Below are 18,030 nucleotides of genomic sequence, written 5' to 3' on the forward strand. Positions count from 1 at the left end.
TAGAAAATACAAAGTTCTATTCATTCCCAGTTATCATCATTTTTAATGTCTGAATTTTATTTTTTTGATTGACTTTGATGAAATATGTTCCATTTGGAATTTGTTGCTTTTGCAGATCTAAATTTAATTTTGAAGAATATGTAATTCCACTTTTTCTATAATATGAAGTTCCATCTAAAGAAATAATTTCAATGGACGTTTTTGTATATGACAAAAGACCATCTAACGTAAATATTCCTTGATTAGGATTAGGCATGATTCTAATAGTATTATTAGAATTTGCATCTTGAACATCTGTAGTTTTTAATGATACTGAAATACATTGTGGAACAACTGAATTACAAATACTATCAATTGTTAAACAGATTTTCCCAAAAGTTTCAGTTGAATCCCATTTTATTCTGATCTCACTACTATCATTCAGATTCTTAGTGAGTATTGTTCCTCCAGTGACGGTCCAATGATATTTTTTTAATGCACTATTTTGCTTTACTGTATCAACATACGTAGAGATCATATTTCTGAATGCTGAAGTATCGCCTGAAAGAAAAAAATTCGGAGTAAAATTTTCATTGATGCCTTCGCAAAAATCAAAATAGCAAGTTTTAATCATAGTACCAAGTTTGACATTAACCTTCATTTCAAGACAGTAAATATCCTTTTTATCCACAAGTATTTTCTCCTTTGTATCAATACTATTTTTTGTAAAGTCTTTCTGCAAGTACCACTTGTAAGCATATTCATAAATTTCCCCACCGCCACATGTCTTGGTTCGATTAACAATTCTAGGACTTATTTCTATCTTCCCATTAACACATTCTTCAGTAAATGTTATATTAAAATCAAGAAATATAGCGGTCAATTTATAAGTACTATCACATCTGTATGGCACAGTAGCTTTTGACAATAATAGAATTTTATCTAAAACACAAGAACTATATGATTGTCTTGTTGTAGGGTCGGTATATATTTCCGTTTTATCACATCCTATGTGGAATACATTTGGTGGTATCGGTATTGGCAATATACTAAAAGTCACAACTGAATCGAAAATACAACAATCAGTACCCTTGAACGTATTTCTATACTCTCCAGGTTCCTTAATCTCTTGACTATGCCATTTATGTGGTATTTGCTCTGCACATAAAATTCTTGGTATTCCAAGCTTATCCCAAATAGGACGAACTTCAATTGTTACACATTCTGGACCTTCCTGATCACATATTGAACCTGAGGAAGGGTTACCTATGTATGCCGTAACACAAAGTTGAAAATCCCCTTCGTCAGGAAAGTCTAAGTCTATATTATCATCATCTCCTCCTACAATATTTCCATCGAGAGTCCATTCATAGGTAGGTTCACAATTTCCATTCTGACCAGCTACTTTGAAATTTTTATTACAAGCTCCTTTACATAATTGAATTCTTCTGTCTAGGTCTTCATTTATTTTAGTTAGCTTTTTTAAGTTAGGCATAGCACCTCCGGAAGTTGCAATTGTAAAATCACAAACATCTCCTGAACATCCATCTACAAAAATGTAATACGTTTTGCAAGCTGTTAAGTTAGCTGTAATGGTAAATTGCCCAGGACCATTACAATTAGGATTACAGGCCACAGATTCAGAACAATCGCAATCACCCCAAATACCCATTTGGACTCCAGTACCATTCACCGAACAATTTTGATACGTAATAGTAATTGTTACCATTCCTCCTTCCGTTACAAACGCCCACCAAGCTGTATTGTGAGCTCCACCGCCTGAAGGACATAAGGGGCTACAACCTGTTGGATTACTATAATTGGGATTCAAACAGGAATAACCATTTAATTCATCTAGTGAACACAATACATTAGCATCTTCACAATTATCAACCGATGGCGGTGTGCATTGAGCGTTAGATTGGGTTGGTTCAATTAAAAATATACAAAATATGTATATTGCAAATATTGTTCTATTCATCACAATAAAATAAAGTTCATCAGAATTATTCCGAAGCAAGTGTCAATTATTGTCAAGACCCTTGAACACCTTGAATCGCTGCTTGAATAAATATTAAATGATTCGATCATCAAAGTCTGTGACGTCGATGCCATTTAACTTTTAAGCAAAAATATCAAAATTTAAAGTACAATATTATTCCGATTATATTAATTGCAAAGGGAAAAAATTTAAACAAGACATCGCAGTTAAAAACTGCGACGATCGTGGTTTATTAATAATTAGAACAGAAATTTCAAAAATTCATTTTTAATCGATCGTCAAAGTCTCTGACTTCGATGCCACTTAAACTTTATTCAAAAATATCAGAATCGATTCCCATATTTTATAAATTTCTTTATCGTTTGATGACGGCCTTGTTCTAAATTTATAAAATATATTCCATCTGTCAAACTGGAAATATCAATTTTGTTTTGGTATTTACCTTTCATTACCAATACTCCCACAGCATTTATGATCTCGAAATTGAAATGATCATCATTATTTAAACTAATATTTAAATACTTTGATGTTGGATTCGGAAATACGCTTATTTGATTTTTTTTATCGCCGACCTTTTTTGTTGAGGTAATCATATTATTATACCGCGCAACAGCAAAATCAGTAACGCCAGCCTTAAACGAAATTCCAGCCACAATAATTTTATCGTCACTTTGTAGTGCAATGGCTTTGGCCTCATCATCTGCATTTCCAAAATCAGTAATCACTTTACCATCTTGCCCAAAACTATCATCTATGCTTCCATCTTTATGATAACGTTTAATCATAAAATTTTGTCCGCTTGCATCACTACGGTACCCTGTTACTAAAATTTTTTCATCACTTTGAAGGGCTACGGTATAAGCCAACTCAATAAAGCTTCCAAAACTACTTGAAAACACATATCCATCTATATCAAATGTAGTATCCACACTCCCATCAGTATTATACCTCGCCAAAACATACCCTAGGCCATTTCCATTATCGGTGGCAGCGCCTAAAACTAATTTTTGATCACTTTGTAACACCATAGAATTCGTTCTAGCGCTTGAATTGACAATGATTGTGTATAATTTGCCATCTTGATCAAAAGTATTATCTAAGCTCCCATCACTGTTGTATCTGACGATTACCATTAACCCTCTTGTTGCCTGGGTCTTACTATAGGCTGTAACTACTATTTTTCCATCATTTTGAATGACTAATGAATTTGCAAAATCATAAAGACTTCCCAAATCTGTAACAACTATTCCATCCACATCAAAAGTATTGTCCAAAGTACCATCACTATTGAAACGTATGACTGCAATATTAAAATCAATGGCATCATTACTTACCCCTCCAGTCACCACAATTTTCCCATCCTTCTGAATAGCTATAGCATAAACTTCAGTGAATACCGCTCCAATTGCTGAAGTCAGAATACCCGTGTGATTAAAGCTGGTATCTAGACTTCCGTTAATATTATATCTCACCAGAATCATCACTTCTGTAACACCAATGGAACTTGATCCTGCTGCTAGTATTTTTCCATCTTTTTGTAAAGCCACTGAATAGGCCCTAACATTTGATCCGGATATAGCTGTCGTCACAATGCCATCAGTATCGAAGCTTTTATCCAAACTTCCATTCTCATTATATCTCACGAGAACCATATCATTCTCCGGAGCGCCTCGATAGCCTGCAACTATTATTTTACCATCTTTTTGCAGGAGGATAGATTGCGCCTCTGCCTCTTTACTTGCTGCATGTGTAGTGACTTTTCCATCTGAATCAAAAGTAAGATCTAAGGATCCGTTTTGAGCTTGTGCGCCATTCATTGAGAATAGGGCAATGATGACAATAATTATTTTTGAAAAGAAGGTATAATTTGTATTCATATTTTGATTCATTAGGCTCTTGTTTTGATTTAAACCATTTAAATGAATGCGTAAAATACAGCTTATTTTCGAAATTGTACCTAATCTATTTTATTCAATAAAGTATTTTAGTTTCAGAACTTATTGCCATTTTGACAATATGATCATCAATAGAGCAAATTCGCAATTTAAACTAAAGGAAAAATATATAATATTAAGTAGTTATATAAATTTGGATCGGCCTTAAAGGATAAGCCGTTAAAAAATGATGGAATGAAACCGTTAAAAATTCAAAACTGTATGAGCTCAACAGAATGCTAAAAAAAAGAACAAAAATGCGAGCTGAGCAAGTGCAAAGCCAAGCCAAAGAAAAAAGAAAGTGGCGAGTTTTTTGAATTTAGGTTTCATGAAATCATTTTAGGCTTAGACTTTACAGCCTAGAATTTTTGGTTCTTTTTTTTCATGAAAAAAGAACAAAAATTAGTAATTAATACGAAAATTAATAATTTAGAAGGATGTCAAACCACCATAATATTTTTGCAAACGCATTTCTAGTTTGTGTATGATAAGGAGTTCTGTGCTTATTTAATACAATGATTTTTAGACCATTCACTTAGGTATAAACTAAATAATATACATTTTCTAATTGAGTAAGTGATTTAACTTATACATTTTCCAAAGTTTAATAGTATACCTCTTTTTAGATGTCCTACTGAATATGACAATAGATGACTCAATCGATGTTATAAGATGAACAGAAACTTATATCCCACCATAGTATTAAAAAATGTAATTAGTTTGCGCTTGTTTAAATTCCTTTAGGTAACTCTATATTTAATACTGCAAAAATCTTTTTAAACGATTTAACATCATAATGGTGATCTTTAAAGTAGATCAAATCGTCCTTCATCAAATCTTCCCAACTGTAATCTGGTCTAATCTTATCTTTCTGATGCGTTTTGTAAATATCAAGTGCTCTTTTTTGATCACCACTAAATAAATGAGCATGTGCTATGTTCATTATTAAATTGAGATCTTCAGGATATAATGCTACACCTCGCTTGAAAAACGATATAGCCTCTTTGTATTTTTTTTGTTCAAGCATATACCAACCAATTTCTGTGATTACATTATTCTCCAAGCTCAAAGTATCGGGATTAGTGATTCTAATTGCATTTGGAAATTCCTTTCCATCGACGTTTCGAGCATATCCAATAATGTTTCCCTTGCTATCTTTAATAAATGTTTTTACAGCGGGAAATTCCTCATTAAAAAAACAAGTTGGTGTACTAAAATACATATTGACATATCTTCCATTGGTATAAAAATGATACTTGTTATCTTTTTTACCAATAGCTGACCATGTTTGATCATAGAGATAAAGGCCCTCATATGATTTTAATACTTTGTCTGCTACTTTAATGGATTTTTTTCTAAGTGGTTCATGATAAAAATTTTTCCATTGATATGCTTTGGCAACACTATTGATGACTTCAGATATTATGGTTCCGTCATCTGAATTTAAAAAAATGACTACACCATTTCCTCCTTCTAAACTCCCATAAAAATCGCCACAAAATCCATCATTACGCGCACCATGTTCAAAATATTTCTCTCCATTATTATCCACAATAAAAGAACCCAATGATGTCGGACCATCATTATAAGGCGTTAAGTGTAATTTCACCATTTCAGGACTCAATACTTTGGATGGTTTACCTTGATAGGCTAATTGCATATCTATGATATATTGGCATAGATCACTAGGTGTCATCCACAATCCCGCTGCAGCCTGCTCCGGATAAACGTGAAATTTATTGGAAATGGGTGTGCCATCACCACTGTATGCAGATGCACACAAATGTTGTTTTTCTTTAGGTGGAGGTTGCGAATAAAAACTGGTTTCCATCCCAATTGGTTTTAATATATGGTCATACATCCATTCATCATAGTTCTGCTTGGTAACATCAGTAAGCAAAACCTGTGAAATAGTAGTACCGCCACCTGAATATTCAAATTGTAATCCGGGTTCATACGCACTGCGAACTGCTGGCGTAAACGATGGTTTTTTTCCATCTAATACTTCCAAAATTGTTGGAATAGGACCATCGATATCATGACCCGGAAAACCATGCACCGTTAATCCTGCATTGTGACTTAATATATGTGCCAGGGTAATTTTTTTTCCTCTTGATAGTGAGTCATAAGGAAATTTCCAAGAAATCAAATATTCATTAATGTCTGTATTAAGGTCTACTTTTTTTTCTTGTGCTAATTTTAAAATGCCCAATGCATTTAATGATTTACTGATGGATCCCGGTTCAAAAAGGGTCTCTGTTGTCATCGGTTTTTTCTCCTCTTCGTTAGCCCAACCATAAGCTTTAGCCCAGGCTATTTTGTAGTCATGAATCACAGCAATGCTCATTCCTTTTACCTTATATTTTTTCATTCGCTCGAGAATGGTACTCGGTTGGTCATCATTGAGTAGGAGTCTGCCAGTGATATTATGTTCAATTTCGTTTATTTTGTCAAGGGTCTCTTGAGTATAAATTGTTTGCGCTAATAAATTATTTAAACCAAGACAAAGAGATATTAAGAAAAGGGTCATTTTCATGATTTCGAAATGTGTTTTTTATATATGATTAAAAATGGTTTTCCAGAAATGCTCACAATAAATTAAAAAATTATTTTAGGTGTGTAATGCAATTTAATTTTAATAAAAAATTTATAAGTATTCAGGTCTGAGCCCTGTATGGGCGATTAATTTTTTGCGACGGATAAAATTCGTTGTAACAAGTAAATATATTATGTTTTTGGCGGCATTTGCCGTTCGAAGCAATGGTACATTTTTTGCCAGATTTTTGCAAAAATGATGACAAAAACATACCGCACTTATTTTGACCTGAATAATTACAAGAATTTATTTTCATTTCCCTGTTTCCAGTCGATAACCGACACCATGTACGGCAACTATACCAACCGTCAAATCAACGGCTAATTTTTTTCGTAATCTGGACACAAAAACATCAACACTGCGTCCCACTAAAACCCCTTCATCAGCCCAAACTTCACGAAGTATAAAGTCTCGCTCTAACAACTGATCCGGACTCGTTACAAAGAGCTTGAGTAATTTGGTTTCTCGGAAGGTAAGTGCTTGTCTTTCGTCACCATGTATGAGTTGTTGTCCGGATACATCAAGACGAGAATTTCCGAATTCCAACCAATCTTTTTCATCATCTGCTAGAGGAGGTAACGACACCGATTTTTGACGTCGGAATATCCAAAAACCAGCAACTCCACTTAATATCAATATTAATAGTCCATTGATTCCGGCCCAAAAAGGTTTTTTTGCGTGTTGTTTTAGAAAACTGATCTCAATAAAATGACATGATTCATCCAGATCCCGTCCTTGACAAGCAACGCTTTTGGTCTGAAGAAAATCTTGTTGGTGATATCCTAAATCTATGATCGCATCCTCACAACGCCTTACAGCCACATCGTAAGGTTGTTTAATTTCAAACAGGTCTAGTGATGATTGCAGTAGTCCTGGGAGTTGTTCGTACCGAAAAGGCCGCTCTAGACGAACTCGCCATACTCCGGGACCTGTTTGTTCAATGGCTGGAATTCTGCTCGTGCTATCTCCTGATAATCGAAGCAATCCATCTGCAGTTCGTCGCAAGGCAAGATTGACTTTATTAGGTGATAATTCCAGCTGCATATCTGTCTGTGCAAACAGTGACTCTGATACTAATATAGCACCTACCAACAATGATAATAATCGTATAGTTTTGGAACTAAAACTTGAAATCATAGCCTAAAAATAATACCTTTTTATCAACAACCAGAATTTACTGACATGGCATAGATTTTTGAACCTGATTTTACAAATTCGAATCGTCTATTTTCCTTAGATCCGGTGAGTACCGCTTGCCAGCTTTGGCCTTTATCAGTAGATCTATAAATCACATTCCCTACACAACACACGAGAACATCACCCATTTGAATGATATCATTAATCACCTGTCCGGTTGACGATTGAGTAGCTATAGAAACGTTTAATTCCACAGGAAGCAGGTGTTCATCCATTCGTTTCCAGGTCAATCCAAGATCATCTGAATATCTCAATTTGTTGGCCAACTTACCAGCATATGCCATTTTATCTTTCCATTCATTACTTCTTAAACTGATTGCAAAAAACCTACCTTCAATGACTTTAGTTGTAGACGTTCCACGATCATCAGTCAAAACTTGCGTCCAATGTTCTCCTTTATCAATAGAACGGATTAAACCACTGGAGCATCCGGCAATAATAACATCATTGGATAAGGACATCGTGTACACATTTTCATCATTATAAACCTGATTCCATGTCTTCCCATCATCAACAGATTTAAAAATCCCCTTATTACAAGCTAAAAGTATGGCTCCATTAGGAAGCTCCAAAACTGAAAAAATATATTTGTCATTCAGATTCAAGTATTTTGGAATCCAAATTCCGGTCGATGAAATTTTTTGATACAATCCATTATGTGCACTATGAGCATATGGCCCAAATTTGCCGGGAATAAAACTATAGATGGGGTCAGTAATAAACATATCCTTATCCCATGTTGGGTTAACAGCCTTACTATTACTTCGGATAACCCCATGTTCAGATCCAAGAAAGATTTCATCTTGTGTTGCAATGATACAATTGAGTCCCATGCCATCTGATAAACCCAAACCAACATCCCTCCAGGTCTTGCCACCATCCTCTGATTGATAGATGATTTTGGAGTCAGAAATGAGAATCTTCTCTGGTGCTTTCTGGCAAGAGACTAAGGATTGGAGAAAAAACAAAAAAATGACATTATACATTTTCATAAGTTAATTGATTAGTGAAACAATGGTGCAAATCTATGGTTGCGATGAAAGCTGTCTATTATTTGGGTGTAAAACAATGTAACATAAATGTAAAAGGATGTATTTAGCCCCTAAATAGGGCAGTTTTGGCCAATTTCAATGACCTATTACGAGAACCTATATTTACCAATAGAAGCGTTTATGTCAATTCCATTTGAAAGAGTATTGAATGGATAAATTCTCCTTTTAAACCTACTGTACCTTACTTAAGATTAAAAATGATATATGCATAGTCATTTTAGGATTTATTGATTAAGCTGTATAGCTATTTTAGGACAAGACATAGCTATTTTAGGACAAGACAAACAGTGAGGATGACCCGTGGATAAGCCGTGGATGAGTCGTGGATACTTGCTTGTGAATAGTACTTTAGATCAATGTGTACTTAAATTGAATTCTAGGCATAAAAAAAAATTAAACAGATTGATCATGCTTTAATGAGATATGATCCACATTCTTCAGTAAAATTTGTGCGTGGGTTGAGGGCGTCGAAGCAGTTTAATAGGTTCCAACATTGGACCACTTCCAAAATGGTAGATAGATTTTATTATTTTGTTTTGTTTCAGTCCCATAATCCAAAATGGAAATTGGCCAGATAAATTAAAATTTACCTAAATTTTAGCCTAAAAACATACGCTCGTTTAAAAGTTCCCTACGTTAGTACGAAAGTACTTGACAAAAATATCCTAGATCTTTACCTTTGATTAAGTAAACCTAATCCTAAACGTTTTGAAATTAACATTCCAAAGTCTCTAATAAAAGCCGAAATCAATGTTAATATCATGGGATTGCAAGGGCAAAAAATATTAAATCAAAAATCCGTTGGCTTGAAAACTATATCTATAGAAAACTTACCTCAAGGATTATATTTGATGACTATAACTAAGGGTGACGAAATTAAATTCAGTGATAAAATTTTTGTTTCAAAGTAAGATGAAAGTCAATCAACATTTAAAGACTTTTAAAAAGTATATGTGGATACTCCTGATTTCAGGAGTATCCATTTCTCAAGCTCAGAAAGAAGACTATAATTGGGTTTTGGGCTATGCAGACCATTTAGTAACTGATACTCTTTTTGGCAGAACTATTTTAAATTTTAACAATGCATCTTTGAATATTACCAAAACAACTATAGGTGTACTTAGTTACTTAGATTATACGAATGCTTCTATTTCTGATTCAAGCGGAAAACTATTGTTTTACACCAATGGCATTAGCGCTTTTAATCGTAATCATCAGATCATGCCTAATGGTAATTACATTTGTCCCGGAGAAGTGGCAGAATGGAATTTTGAAAATGGCTTGCGATTAGAACAAGCAGCAATGATATTGCCCTGGCCGGAACATCCTGCTCAATATTTTATCATCAATAAAATATTACAAGCACAAACCATTTATTTATCAGATACTTTGTATTATTCAACGGTTAACATGAAATTAAGAGGTGGATTAGGTGATGTTGTTGAAAAACACAAGATACTCCTTGCTGATACCATGTCACTTTCATATATGACTGCATGTAGACACGCAAATGGCAGAGATTGGTGGTTTTTAATTGCAGAATACGATAGTCGGATAGTCCATAGATATCTATTGGATCCTCGAGGTATAATCCACAAGGGAATTCAGGAAGTAAGTTATAAAATTATTGATACTCCAGGTCAGGCTGCTTTCTCTCCTGATGGCAATAAATTTGCTATACATTATATTACCGATTTTGGTTATAGGGAATTGCATTTATTTAATTTTGATCGGTGCAATGGATTATTAATGAATCAAAGAATTGCTAAACTCCCTTATACCACATCAGCTGCAACAGGGTTAGCATTTGCACCTTCAAGTAAATATTTATATTTAACGCTTGGTGACAGAGTATGGCAAATTGACACCGATGACAATGCACCTGTTCAAAACAAAATAGAAATAATAGTATCAGATCACTTTGGATGGCCATATGAATTTTTTTATGACCAGATGCAACTGGCTCCAGATGGCAAAATCTATTTTGTATCTGATAATGGTGCAAACTACATCAATGTCATTCATGATCCTGATAAGAAAGGTCTTGCATGTAAACCAGAAGCACATGCACATATGATAACTTTTAATTTAAGCAATCCTAATTTTCCACATTTTAGATTGGGAAGAGCTTGGAATACCATATGCGATACTCTATTTACTGATATTAATGAACCAGAAGTCGACTTTAAGTATGAAGATATTTATTTATACCCGAATCCAGCACATTCACAAGTAAATATCTTTATACCCGACCATTTACTTCATCAAATGATATCTTATAGAATTTATGACCTGCAGGGCAAAATGCTAGAACACGATAGTCTAAATCCAAGTCGTGATATTTCAATAACTAATTTACCAAAGGGAATCTTTTATATCAGCGTCTTTTGCAAAAATGAATTAATCTTAAATGAAAAACTGGTAATCATAAATGAATAATACCTAATAAAAAATTGCGAATCTTATCTTCTAATTTAATAAATGGGATGCCACTTGCAAAGATTAATTTATCAGATGGAAATAATTTAAATGCTAAATTCATTAAAAATTAGTACATTCAATTGGAATGCACCCAATAATTGGGTTGCATTCCAATTTTAATCCTTCTATTAACTATGAAGTTATTATATCTAGTGCTATTTCCTTTATTTCTTTCCGCTCAAGGTAAGCGTGATTATATTTGGTTGCTTGGTGGTAATAGAACTCCAACTACAGACACAAGCTATCAGGGATTTCAGATTGACTTTAATATAAAGCCAAAAGCAATTTATGTTAGGGACAGGCCTCTGCCGATTTTAAGACAAAACAATGCCAGTATTTGTGATAAAAATGGCAATTTGTTAATGTACACCGCTGGCTGCAATATTTCAGACAGACTTCACAAACCGATGCCCAATGGGAAAATAAATGAAGGTTTCGTTTGGGAATTTGCTTGCACCCGAGGTGATTATGTGATTCATAATGGTAGCTTATTGCTTCCCAGTTCATTAAATGATAGTACCTATTTTATAATTCATAAATTTGTTGAATTTGACCCAGATTCTGCTTTACCAGGAGCAACAGCAACTAAGCTTTTGTATAGCACTGTGGACATGACATTAAACAATGGATATGGAGATGTGACAGAAAAAAATCAAGTAATAATAGTAAAACACCTTTCAGGTGGAGATCTCACTGCTACACGACATAGCAATAATCAGGACTGGTGGATCCTTGTCCCGGGAAGAGCAAATGATTTATATTATAGTATTCAATTCTCGAAAAATGGTCCGTTACCATTTCAGGAAATGAAATTAGGTATTCCTATGCAATACCTTGATGATGGCGGCTCTCAATCCAGCTTTTCACCAGATGGCACAAAGTATGCGCGAATGACTCCAAGTACTGGACTGTTTTTAATGGATTTTGATCGCACTTCAGGTAAACTAAGTAATTTTAGAAATGTAACCACAGGATCTGAGACGAATGACCATACCGTAGGAGTTGCATTTTCTCCTGATTCAAGATTTGTTTATCTGGTCTATCGCTGGGATTTGTATCAGGTAGATACCTGGGACCAAGATTTAAAATCTAGCCTAGTCCATATTGCTACCTGGGATGGATATGTGGAAGGCGGTATCTGGGCTGCAGGATTTGATGCAGCCATGCTTGGGCCAGATTGCAAGATTTATATTCGCACAGGTACCAGTAATCGCGTGATGCATGTGATACACAACCCCAACGCTAAAGGCAAGGCCTGCAATTTTGAACAGCATGGTATTCAATTACCAGCCCGCAACCATGCCAGTATTCCTAATTTTGTAAATTATCGCCTGGGATATGAACCAGTATGTGATAGTTCGCTAACAATGACATGGAGTCAATACCTTACCAAAAATTGGATGGAACTCTATATTTATCCAAATCCTGTTGTAAAAGAATCAAATATGGAAATTTCAGATCGCAGTAGATATATCACATCCATTATGATAAATGATCTTCAAGGTCGAATAGTAAGAACGACCTTTTCCAATGATAAAAATTATAAGCAAAAATTGGACCTTACTTCTTTAAATCCTGGAATTTACTTTGTTAATATAAAAGATAATCATGGCATAAATTGGAAAGGAAAATTCATTAAACAATAATGTCAACAAACAAACTATATAATGAGATATTTCCTAACTTTACTATTCAATCAAATCCATAAATCCCAATTGAAAATATCCAACAAGGATTATATTTGATGACCATATCTAAGGGTGACGAAATAAAATACAGTGATAAAATTTTTGTATCAAAGTAAGATGAATGTCAATCAACATTTAAAGACTTTTAAAAAGTATATGTGGATACTCCTGATTTCAGGAGTATCCATTTCTCAAGCTCAGAAAGAAGACTATAATTGGGTATTAGGTTATAATAACCAATTAGGTACTGATACGCTTTTTGGCAGAACCGTTTTAAATTTTAAAAATGAATCATTAAATATAACTAAAACAACTATAGGGGTTCTTAGTTACCTTGATTATACAAATGCATCTATTTCAGATTCAAGTGGAAAGTTAATGTTCTATACCAATGGCATAAGTGCATTTAATCGCAATCATCAGATCATGCCTAATGGTAAATATATTTGCCCTGGAGAAGTGGCAGAATGGAATTTTGATGTTGGGCTTGCAGTAGAACAGGCTGCAATGATTTTACCTTGGCCAAATCATTCTGATCAATATTTTATTATCAACAAAATATTACAAGCACAAACCATCTATTATTCAGATACCTTGTATTATTCAACAATAAATATGAAACTAAGAAGTGGATTAGGAGATGTAGTAGTTAAACATAAAATACTCTTTGCTGATACCATGTCACTTTCATATATGACAGCATGCAAACACGCCAATGGAAGGGATTGGTGGTTCTTAATTGCAGAATACGATAGTAAGATAGTCCATCGATATCTTTTGGATCCTAGAGGAATTAATCATATTGGAACTCAAGAAATTGATGAAAAAATTTATGATACAGTTGGTCAGGCTGCCTTCTCTCCAGATGGTAATAAATTTGCAATACATTATATAACTGATTTTGGTTATAGAGAATTGCATTTATTTGATTTTGATCGGTGCAATGGATTATTAATGAATCAAAGATCTTCTAAACTCCCCTATACCACATCAGCTGGAACAGGATTGGCATTTGCTCCTTCAAGTAAATATTTATATTTAACGCTTGGTGACAGAGTTTGGCAAATTGATACCGATGACAATACACCTGTTCAAAATAAAATAGAAATATTAATATCTGATCACTTTGGATGGCCATATGAATTTTTTTATGACCAAATGCAACTCGCTCCGGATGACAAAATTTATTTCGTATCAACTAATGGTGCTAATTACATCAATGTGATTCACGAACCTGATAAAAAAGGCTTGGCATGTAAACCTGAAGCGCATGCACATATGATTACATTTAATTCAAGCAATCCTAATTTCCCACATTTTAGACTTGGTAAAGCGTGGAATACCATATGTGATACAGTATATACTGCTATCCGAGAACCAGAAGTCGACAATAAGTATGAAGCTATTTATGTATACCCCAATCCTGCACATTCACAAGTAAATATCTTTATACCTGACCATTTACTGCATCAGGATATCTCTTATAGAATTTATAATCTACAAGGTAAATTGATAGATCACAATAGTCTAAATCCAAGTCGCGATATTTCAATAACTAATTTACCAAAGGGAATCTTTTATATCAGCGTCTTTTGCAAAAACGAATTAATCTTAAATGAAAAACTGGTAATCATAAATGAATAATATCTAATAAAAAATTGAGCATCTTATCTCATGATTTGATAAATTGAAAGTCTCATGCAAAGATTAAATTAACAGATGGAAATAATTTAAATGCTAAATTTATTAAAAATTAGTACATTCAATTGGAATGCACCCAATAGTGGGGTTGCATTCCAATTTTTATCCAATTATTAATTATGAAGGTATTATTTCTAATATTATTTCCTTTATTTCTTTCCGCTCAAGGTAAGCGTGATTATATTTGGTTGCTTGGTGGTAATAGAACTCCAACTACAGACACAAGCTATCAGGGATTTCAGATTGACTTTAATATAAAGCCAAAAGCAATTTATGTTAGGGACAGGCCTCTGCCGATTTTAAGACAAAACAATGCCAGTATATGTGATAAAAATGGCAATTTGTTAATGTACACAGCTGGCTGCAACATTTCAGACAGACTTCATACCCCTATGCTCAATGGGAAGATCAATGAAGGTTTTGTTTGGGATTTTAGCTGTAATCAAGGAGATTATGCAGCTTTTAATGCAACATTATTTATTCCTATGCTCAAATCTGAAAATCAATATATTTTATTTCATAAATTCGAAGAGTTTGATCCTAACCCACAGTTACCGGGAGCGACTGTAACTAAACTTTTATATAGCACTGTTGATATGACTTTAAGTAATGGTTACGGAGATGTGACAGAAAAAAATCAATTAGTAATAGAAAAACACCTTTCAGGTGGTGACCTCACAGCTACACGACACAGCGATAACCAGGACTGGTGGATCCTTGTCCCGGGAAGAGCAAATGATTTATATTATAGTATTCAATTCTCGAAAAATGGTCCGTTACCATTTCAGGAAATGAAATTAGGTATTCCTATGCAATACCTTGATGATGGCGGCTCTCAATCCAGCTTTTCACCAGATGGCACAAAGTATGCGCGAATGACTCCAAGTACTGGACTGTTTTTAATGGATTTTGATCGCACTTCAGGTAAACTAAGTAATTTTAGAAATGTAACCACAGGATCTGAGACGAATGACCATACCGTAGGAGTTGCATTTTCTCCTGATTCAAGATTTGTTTATCTGGTCTATCGCTGGGATTTGTATCAGGTAGATACCTGGGACCAAGATTTAAAATCTAGCCTAGTCCATATTGCTACCTGGGATGGATATGTGGAAGGCGGTATCTGGGCTGCAGGATTTGATGCAGCCATGCTTGGGCCAGATTGCAAGATTTATATTCGCACAGGTACCAGTAATCGCGTGATGCATGTGATACACAACCCCAACGCTAAAGGCAAGGCCTGCAATTTTGAACAGCATGGTATTCAATTACCAGCCCGCAACCATGCCAGTATTCCTAATTTTGTAAATTATCGCCTGGGATATGAACCAGTATGTGATAGTTCGCTAACAATGACATGGAGTCAATATCTTACCAAAGATTGGATCGAACTCTATATTTATCCAAATCCTGTTGTAAAAGAATTAAATATGGAAATTTCTGATCGCAGTAGATATATCACATCCATTATGATTAATGATCTTCAAGGTCGAATAGTAAGAACGACCTTTTCAAATGATAAAAATTATAAGCAAAAATTGAACCTTACTTCTTTAAATTCTGGAATTTACTTTGTTAATATAAAAGATAATCATGGCATAAATTGGAAAGGAAAATTCATTAAACAATAATGTAAACAAACAAACTATATAATGAGATATTTCCTAACTTTACTATTCAATCAAATCTTTAAATCCCAATTGAAAATATCCAACAAGGTTTATATTTGATAACGGTAACTAAGGGTGAAGAAATTCAATAATAAAATTTTTGTCTCAAAGTAATATGAAAACCAAAAATTATTTAACGGTTTTTAAACTCAATTTATGGATACTCCTGTTTTCAGGGGTATCCATTTCTCAAGCTCAGAAAGAAGACTATAATTGGGTTTTGGGCTATGCAGACCATTTAGTAACTGATACTCTTTTTGGCAGAACTATTTTAAATTTTAACAATGCATCTTTGAATATTACAAAGACAACTATAGGAGTGCTTAGTTACTTACATTATACCAATGCTACTATTTCTGATTCAAGCGGAAAATTATTGTTTTACACCAATGGCATTAGCGCATTTAATCGAAATCATCAGATTATGCCTAATGGCAAATACATTTGTCCCGGAGAAGTGGCAGAATGGAATTTTGATGTTGGGCTTGCAATAGAACAGGCTGCTATAATATTACCGTGGCCGGAACATTCTGCTCAATATTTTATCATAAATAAAATATTACAAGCTCAAACCATTTATTTATCAGATACTTTGTATTATTCAACGGTTAACATGAAATTAAGAGGTGGGTTAGGGGATGTTGTAGATAAACATAAAATCCTCTTGGCTGATACCATGTCACTTTCATATATGACTGCATGCAGACACGCCAATGGTAGGGATTGGTGGTTTTTAATTGCAGAATACGATAGTAAGATAGTACATCGATATCTATTGGATCCTAGAGGAATTAATCATATTGGAACTCAAATAATTGATGAAAAAATTTTTGATACAGTTGGTCAGGCTGCATTCTCTCCTGATGGCAATAAATTTGCTATACATTATATTACTGATTTTGGTTATAGAGAATTGCATTTATTTGATTTTGATCGGTGCAATGGATTATTAATGAATCAAAGAACTTTTAAACTCCCTTATACCACATCAGCTGGAACAGGATTAGCGTTTGCTCCTTCTAGTAAATATTTATATTTAACACTTGGTGATAGAGTTTGGCAAATTGACACCGATGACAATGCACCTGTTCAAAACAAAATAGAAATATTAGTATCGGATCAGTTTGGATGGCCATATGAATTTTTTTATGACCAAATGCAACTCGCTCCGGATAGCAAAATTTATTTTGTATCAACTAATGGTGCAAATTACATCAATGTCATTCATGATCCTGATAAGAAAGGTCTTGCATGTAAACCAGAAGCACATGCACATATGATAACTTTTAATTTAAGCAATCCTAATTTTCCACATTTTAGATTGGGAAGAGCTTGGAATACCATATGTGATACTCTATTTACTGATATTAATGAACCAGAAGTCGACTTTAAGTATGAAGATATTTATTTATACCCGAATCCAGCACATTCACAAGTAAATATCTTTATACCCGACCATTTACTTCATCAAATGATATCTTATAGAATTTATGACCTGCAGGGCAAAATGCTAGAACACGATAGTCTAAATCCAAGTCGTGATATTTCAATAACTAATTTACCAAAGGGAATCTTTTATATCAGCGTCTTTTGCAAAAACGAATTAATCTTAAATGAAAAACTGGTAATCATAAATGAGTGAAAATAGGATTAAATTTACTCCATTACAATTTTGCTATTTCAGAATGTAAAATCTCTATATGGATTCAATCCTTTTGAGTATATTTACT

11 protein-coding genes are annotated in these 18,030 nt (G+C 33.9%); 6 read left to right on the plus strand and 5 right to left on the minus strand.

Features of this window, described 5'->3' with window-relative positions:
- Positions 1–16: 16 nt before the first annotated feature.
- From IPK88_01750 to IPK88_01770, 5 genes are all read right to left on the minus strand, one after another.
- The gene (locus IPK88_01750) at positions 17–1,960 is read right to left on the minus strand and encodes a T9SS type A sorting domain-containing protein (protein MBK8242124.1); all 1,944 of its coding nucleotides are present in this window, start codon (positions 1,958–1,960) and stop codon (positions 17–19) included.
- 344 nt (positions 1,961–2,304) lie between these two features.
- Positions 2,305–3,870 (minus strand): T9SS type A sorting domain-containing protein, encoded by a 1,566-nt coding sequence (locus tag IPK88_01755; protein ID MBK8242125.1) that lies wholly within the window; start codon positions 3,868–3,870, stop codon positions 2,305–2,307.
- Positions 3,871–4,645: 775 nt separating this feature from the next.
- Positions 4,646–6,445, minus strand: coding sequence for a serine hydrolase (locus tag IPK88_01760; GenBank protein MBK8242126.1), 1,800 nt, complete (start codon positions 6,443–6,445; stop codon positions 4,646–4,648).
- Between the two features lie 318 nt (positions 6,446–6,763).
- Positions 6,764–7,648 (minus strand): winged helix-turn-helix transcriptional regulator, encoded by an 885-nt coding sequence (locus IPK88_01765; protein ID MBK8242127.1) that lies wholly within the window; start codon positions 7,646–7,648, stop codon positions 6,764–6,766.
- Between the two features lie 23 nt (positions 7,649–7,671).
- Positions 7,672–8,700, minus strand: a complete 1,029-nt coding sequence (locus IPK88_01770) for a hypothetical protein (protein ID MBK8242128.1) — start codon at positions 8,698–8,700, stop codon at positions 7,672–7,674.
- A 773-nt stretch (positions 8,701–9,473) separates the two neighbouring features.
- Here IPK88_01770 and IPK88_01775 point away from each other — a divergent pair.
- The 6 genes from IPK88_01775 (at position 9,474) to IPK88_01800 (ending at position 17,942) form a co-directional block, all read left to right on the plus strand.
- Positions 9,474–9,671 (plus strand): T9SS type A sorting domain-containing protein, encoded by a 198-nt coding sequence (locus IPK88_01775; GenBank protein MBK8242129.1) that lies wholly within the window; start codon positions 9,474–9,476, stop codon positions 9,669–9,671.
- Entirely contained in the window at positions 9,646–11,199 is a 1,554-nt protein-coding gene (locus IPK88_01780) for a T9SS type A sorting domain-containing protein (protein MBK8242130.1), read from the plus strand. The genes IPK88_01775 and IPK88_01780 overlap by 26 nt, the downstream gene beginning before the upstream one ends.
- Positions 11,200–11,375: 176 nt before the next feature.
- Complete coding sequence (locus tag IPK88_01785) at positions 11,376–12,887, plus strand: T9SS type A sorting domain-containing protein (protein MBK8242131.1); 1,512 nt, start codon at positions 11,376–11,378, stop codon at positions 12,885–12,887.
- A 132-nt stretch (positions 12,888–13,019) separates the two neighbouring features.
- Complete coding sequence (locus tag IPK88_01790) at positions 13,020–14,573, plus strand: T9SS type A sorting domain-containing protein (protein MBK8242132.1); 1,554 nt, start codon at positions 13,020–13,022, stop codon at positions 14,571–14,573.
- 176 nt (positions 14,574–14,749) lie between these two features.
- Positions 14,750–16,261 carry a T9SS type A sorting domain-containing protein gene (locus IPK88_01795; GenBank protein ID MBK8242133.1) on the plus strand — a complete coding sequence of 504 codons (1,512 nt, stop codon included), beginning with the start codon at positions 14,750–14,752 and terminating at the stop codon, positions 16,259–16,261.
- A 154-nt stretch (positions 16,262–16,415) separates the two neighbouring features.
- Positions 16,416–17,942, plus strand: coding sequence for a T9SS type A sorting domain-containing protein (locus tag IPK88_01800; protein MBK8242134.1), 1,527 nt, complete (start codon positions 16,416–16,418; stop codon positions 17,940–17,942).
- Positions 17,943–18,030: the final 88 nt, after the last annotated feature.

The sequence above is a fragment of the Candidatus Defluviibacterium haderslevense genome (genome assembly GCA_016712225.1).
Lineage (GTDB): Bacteria > Bacteroidota > Bacteroidia > Chitinophagales > Saprospiraceae > Vicinibacter > Vicinibacter haderslevensis.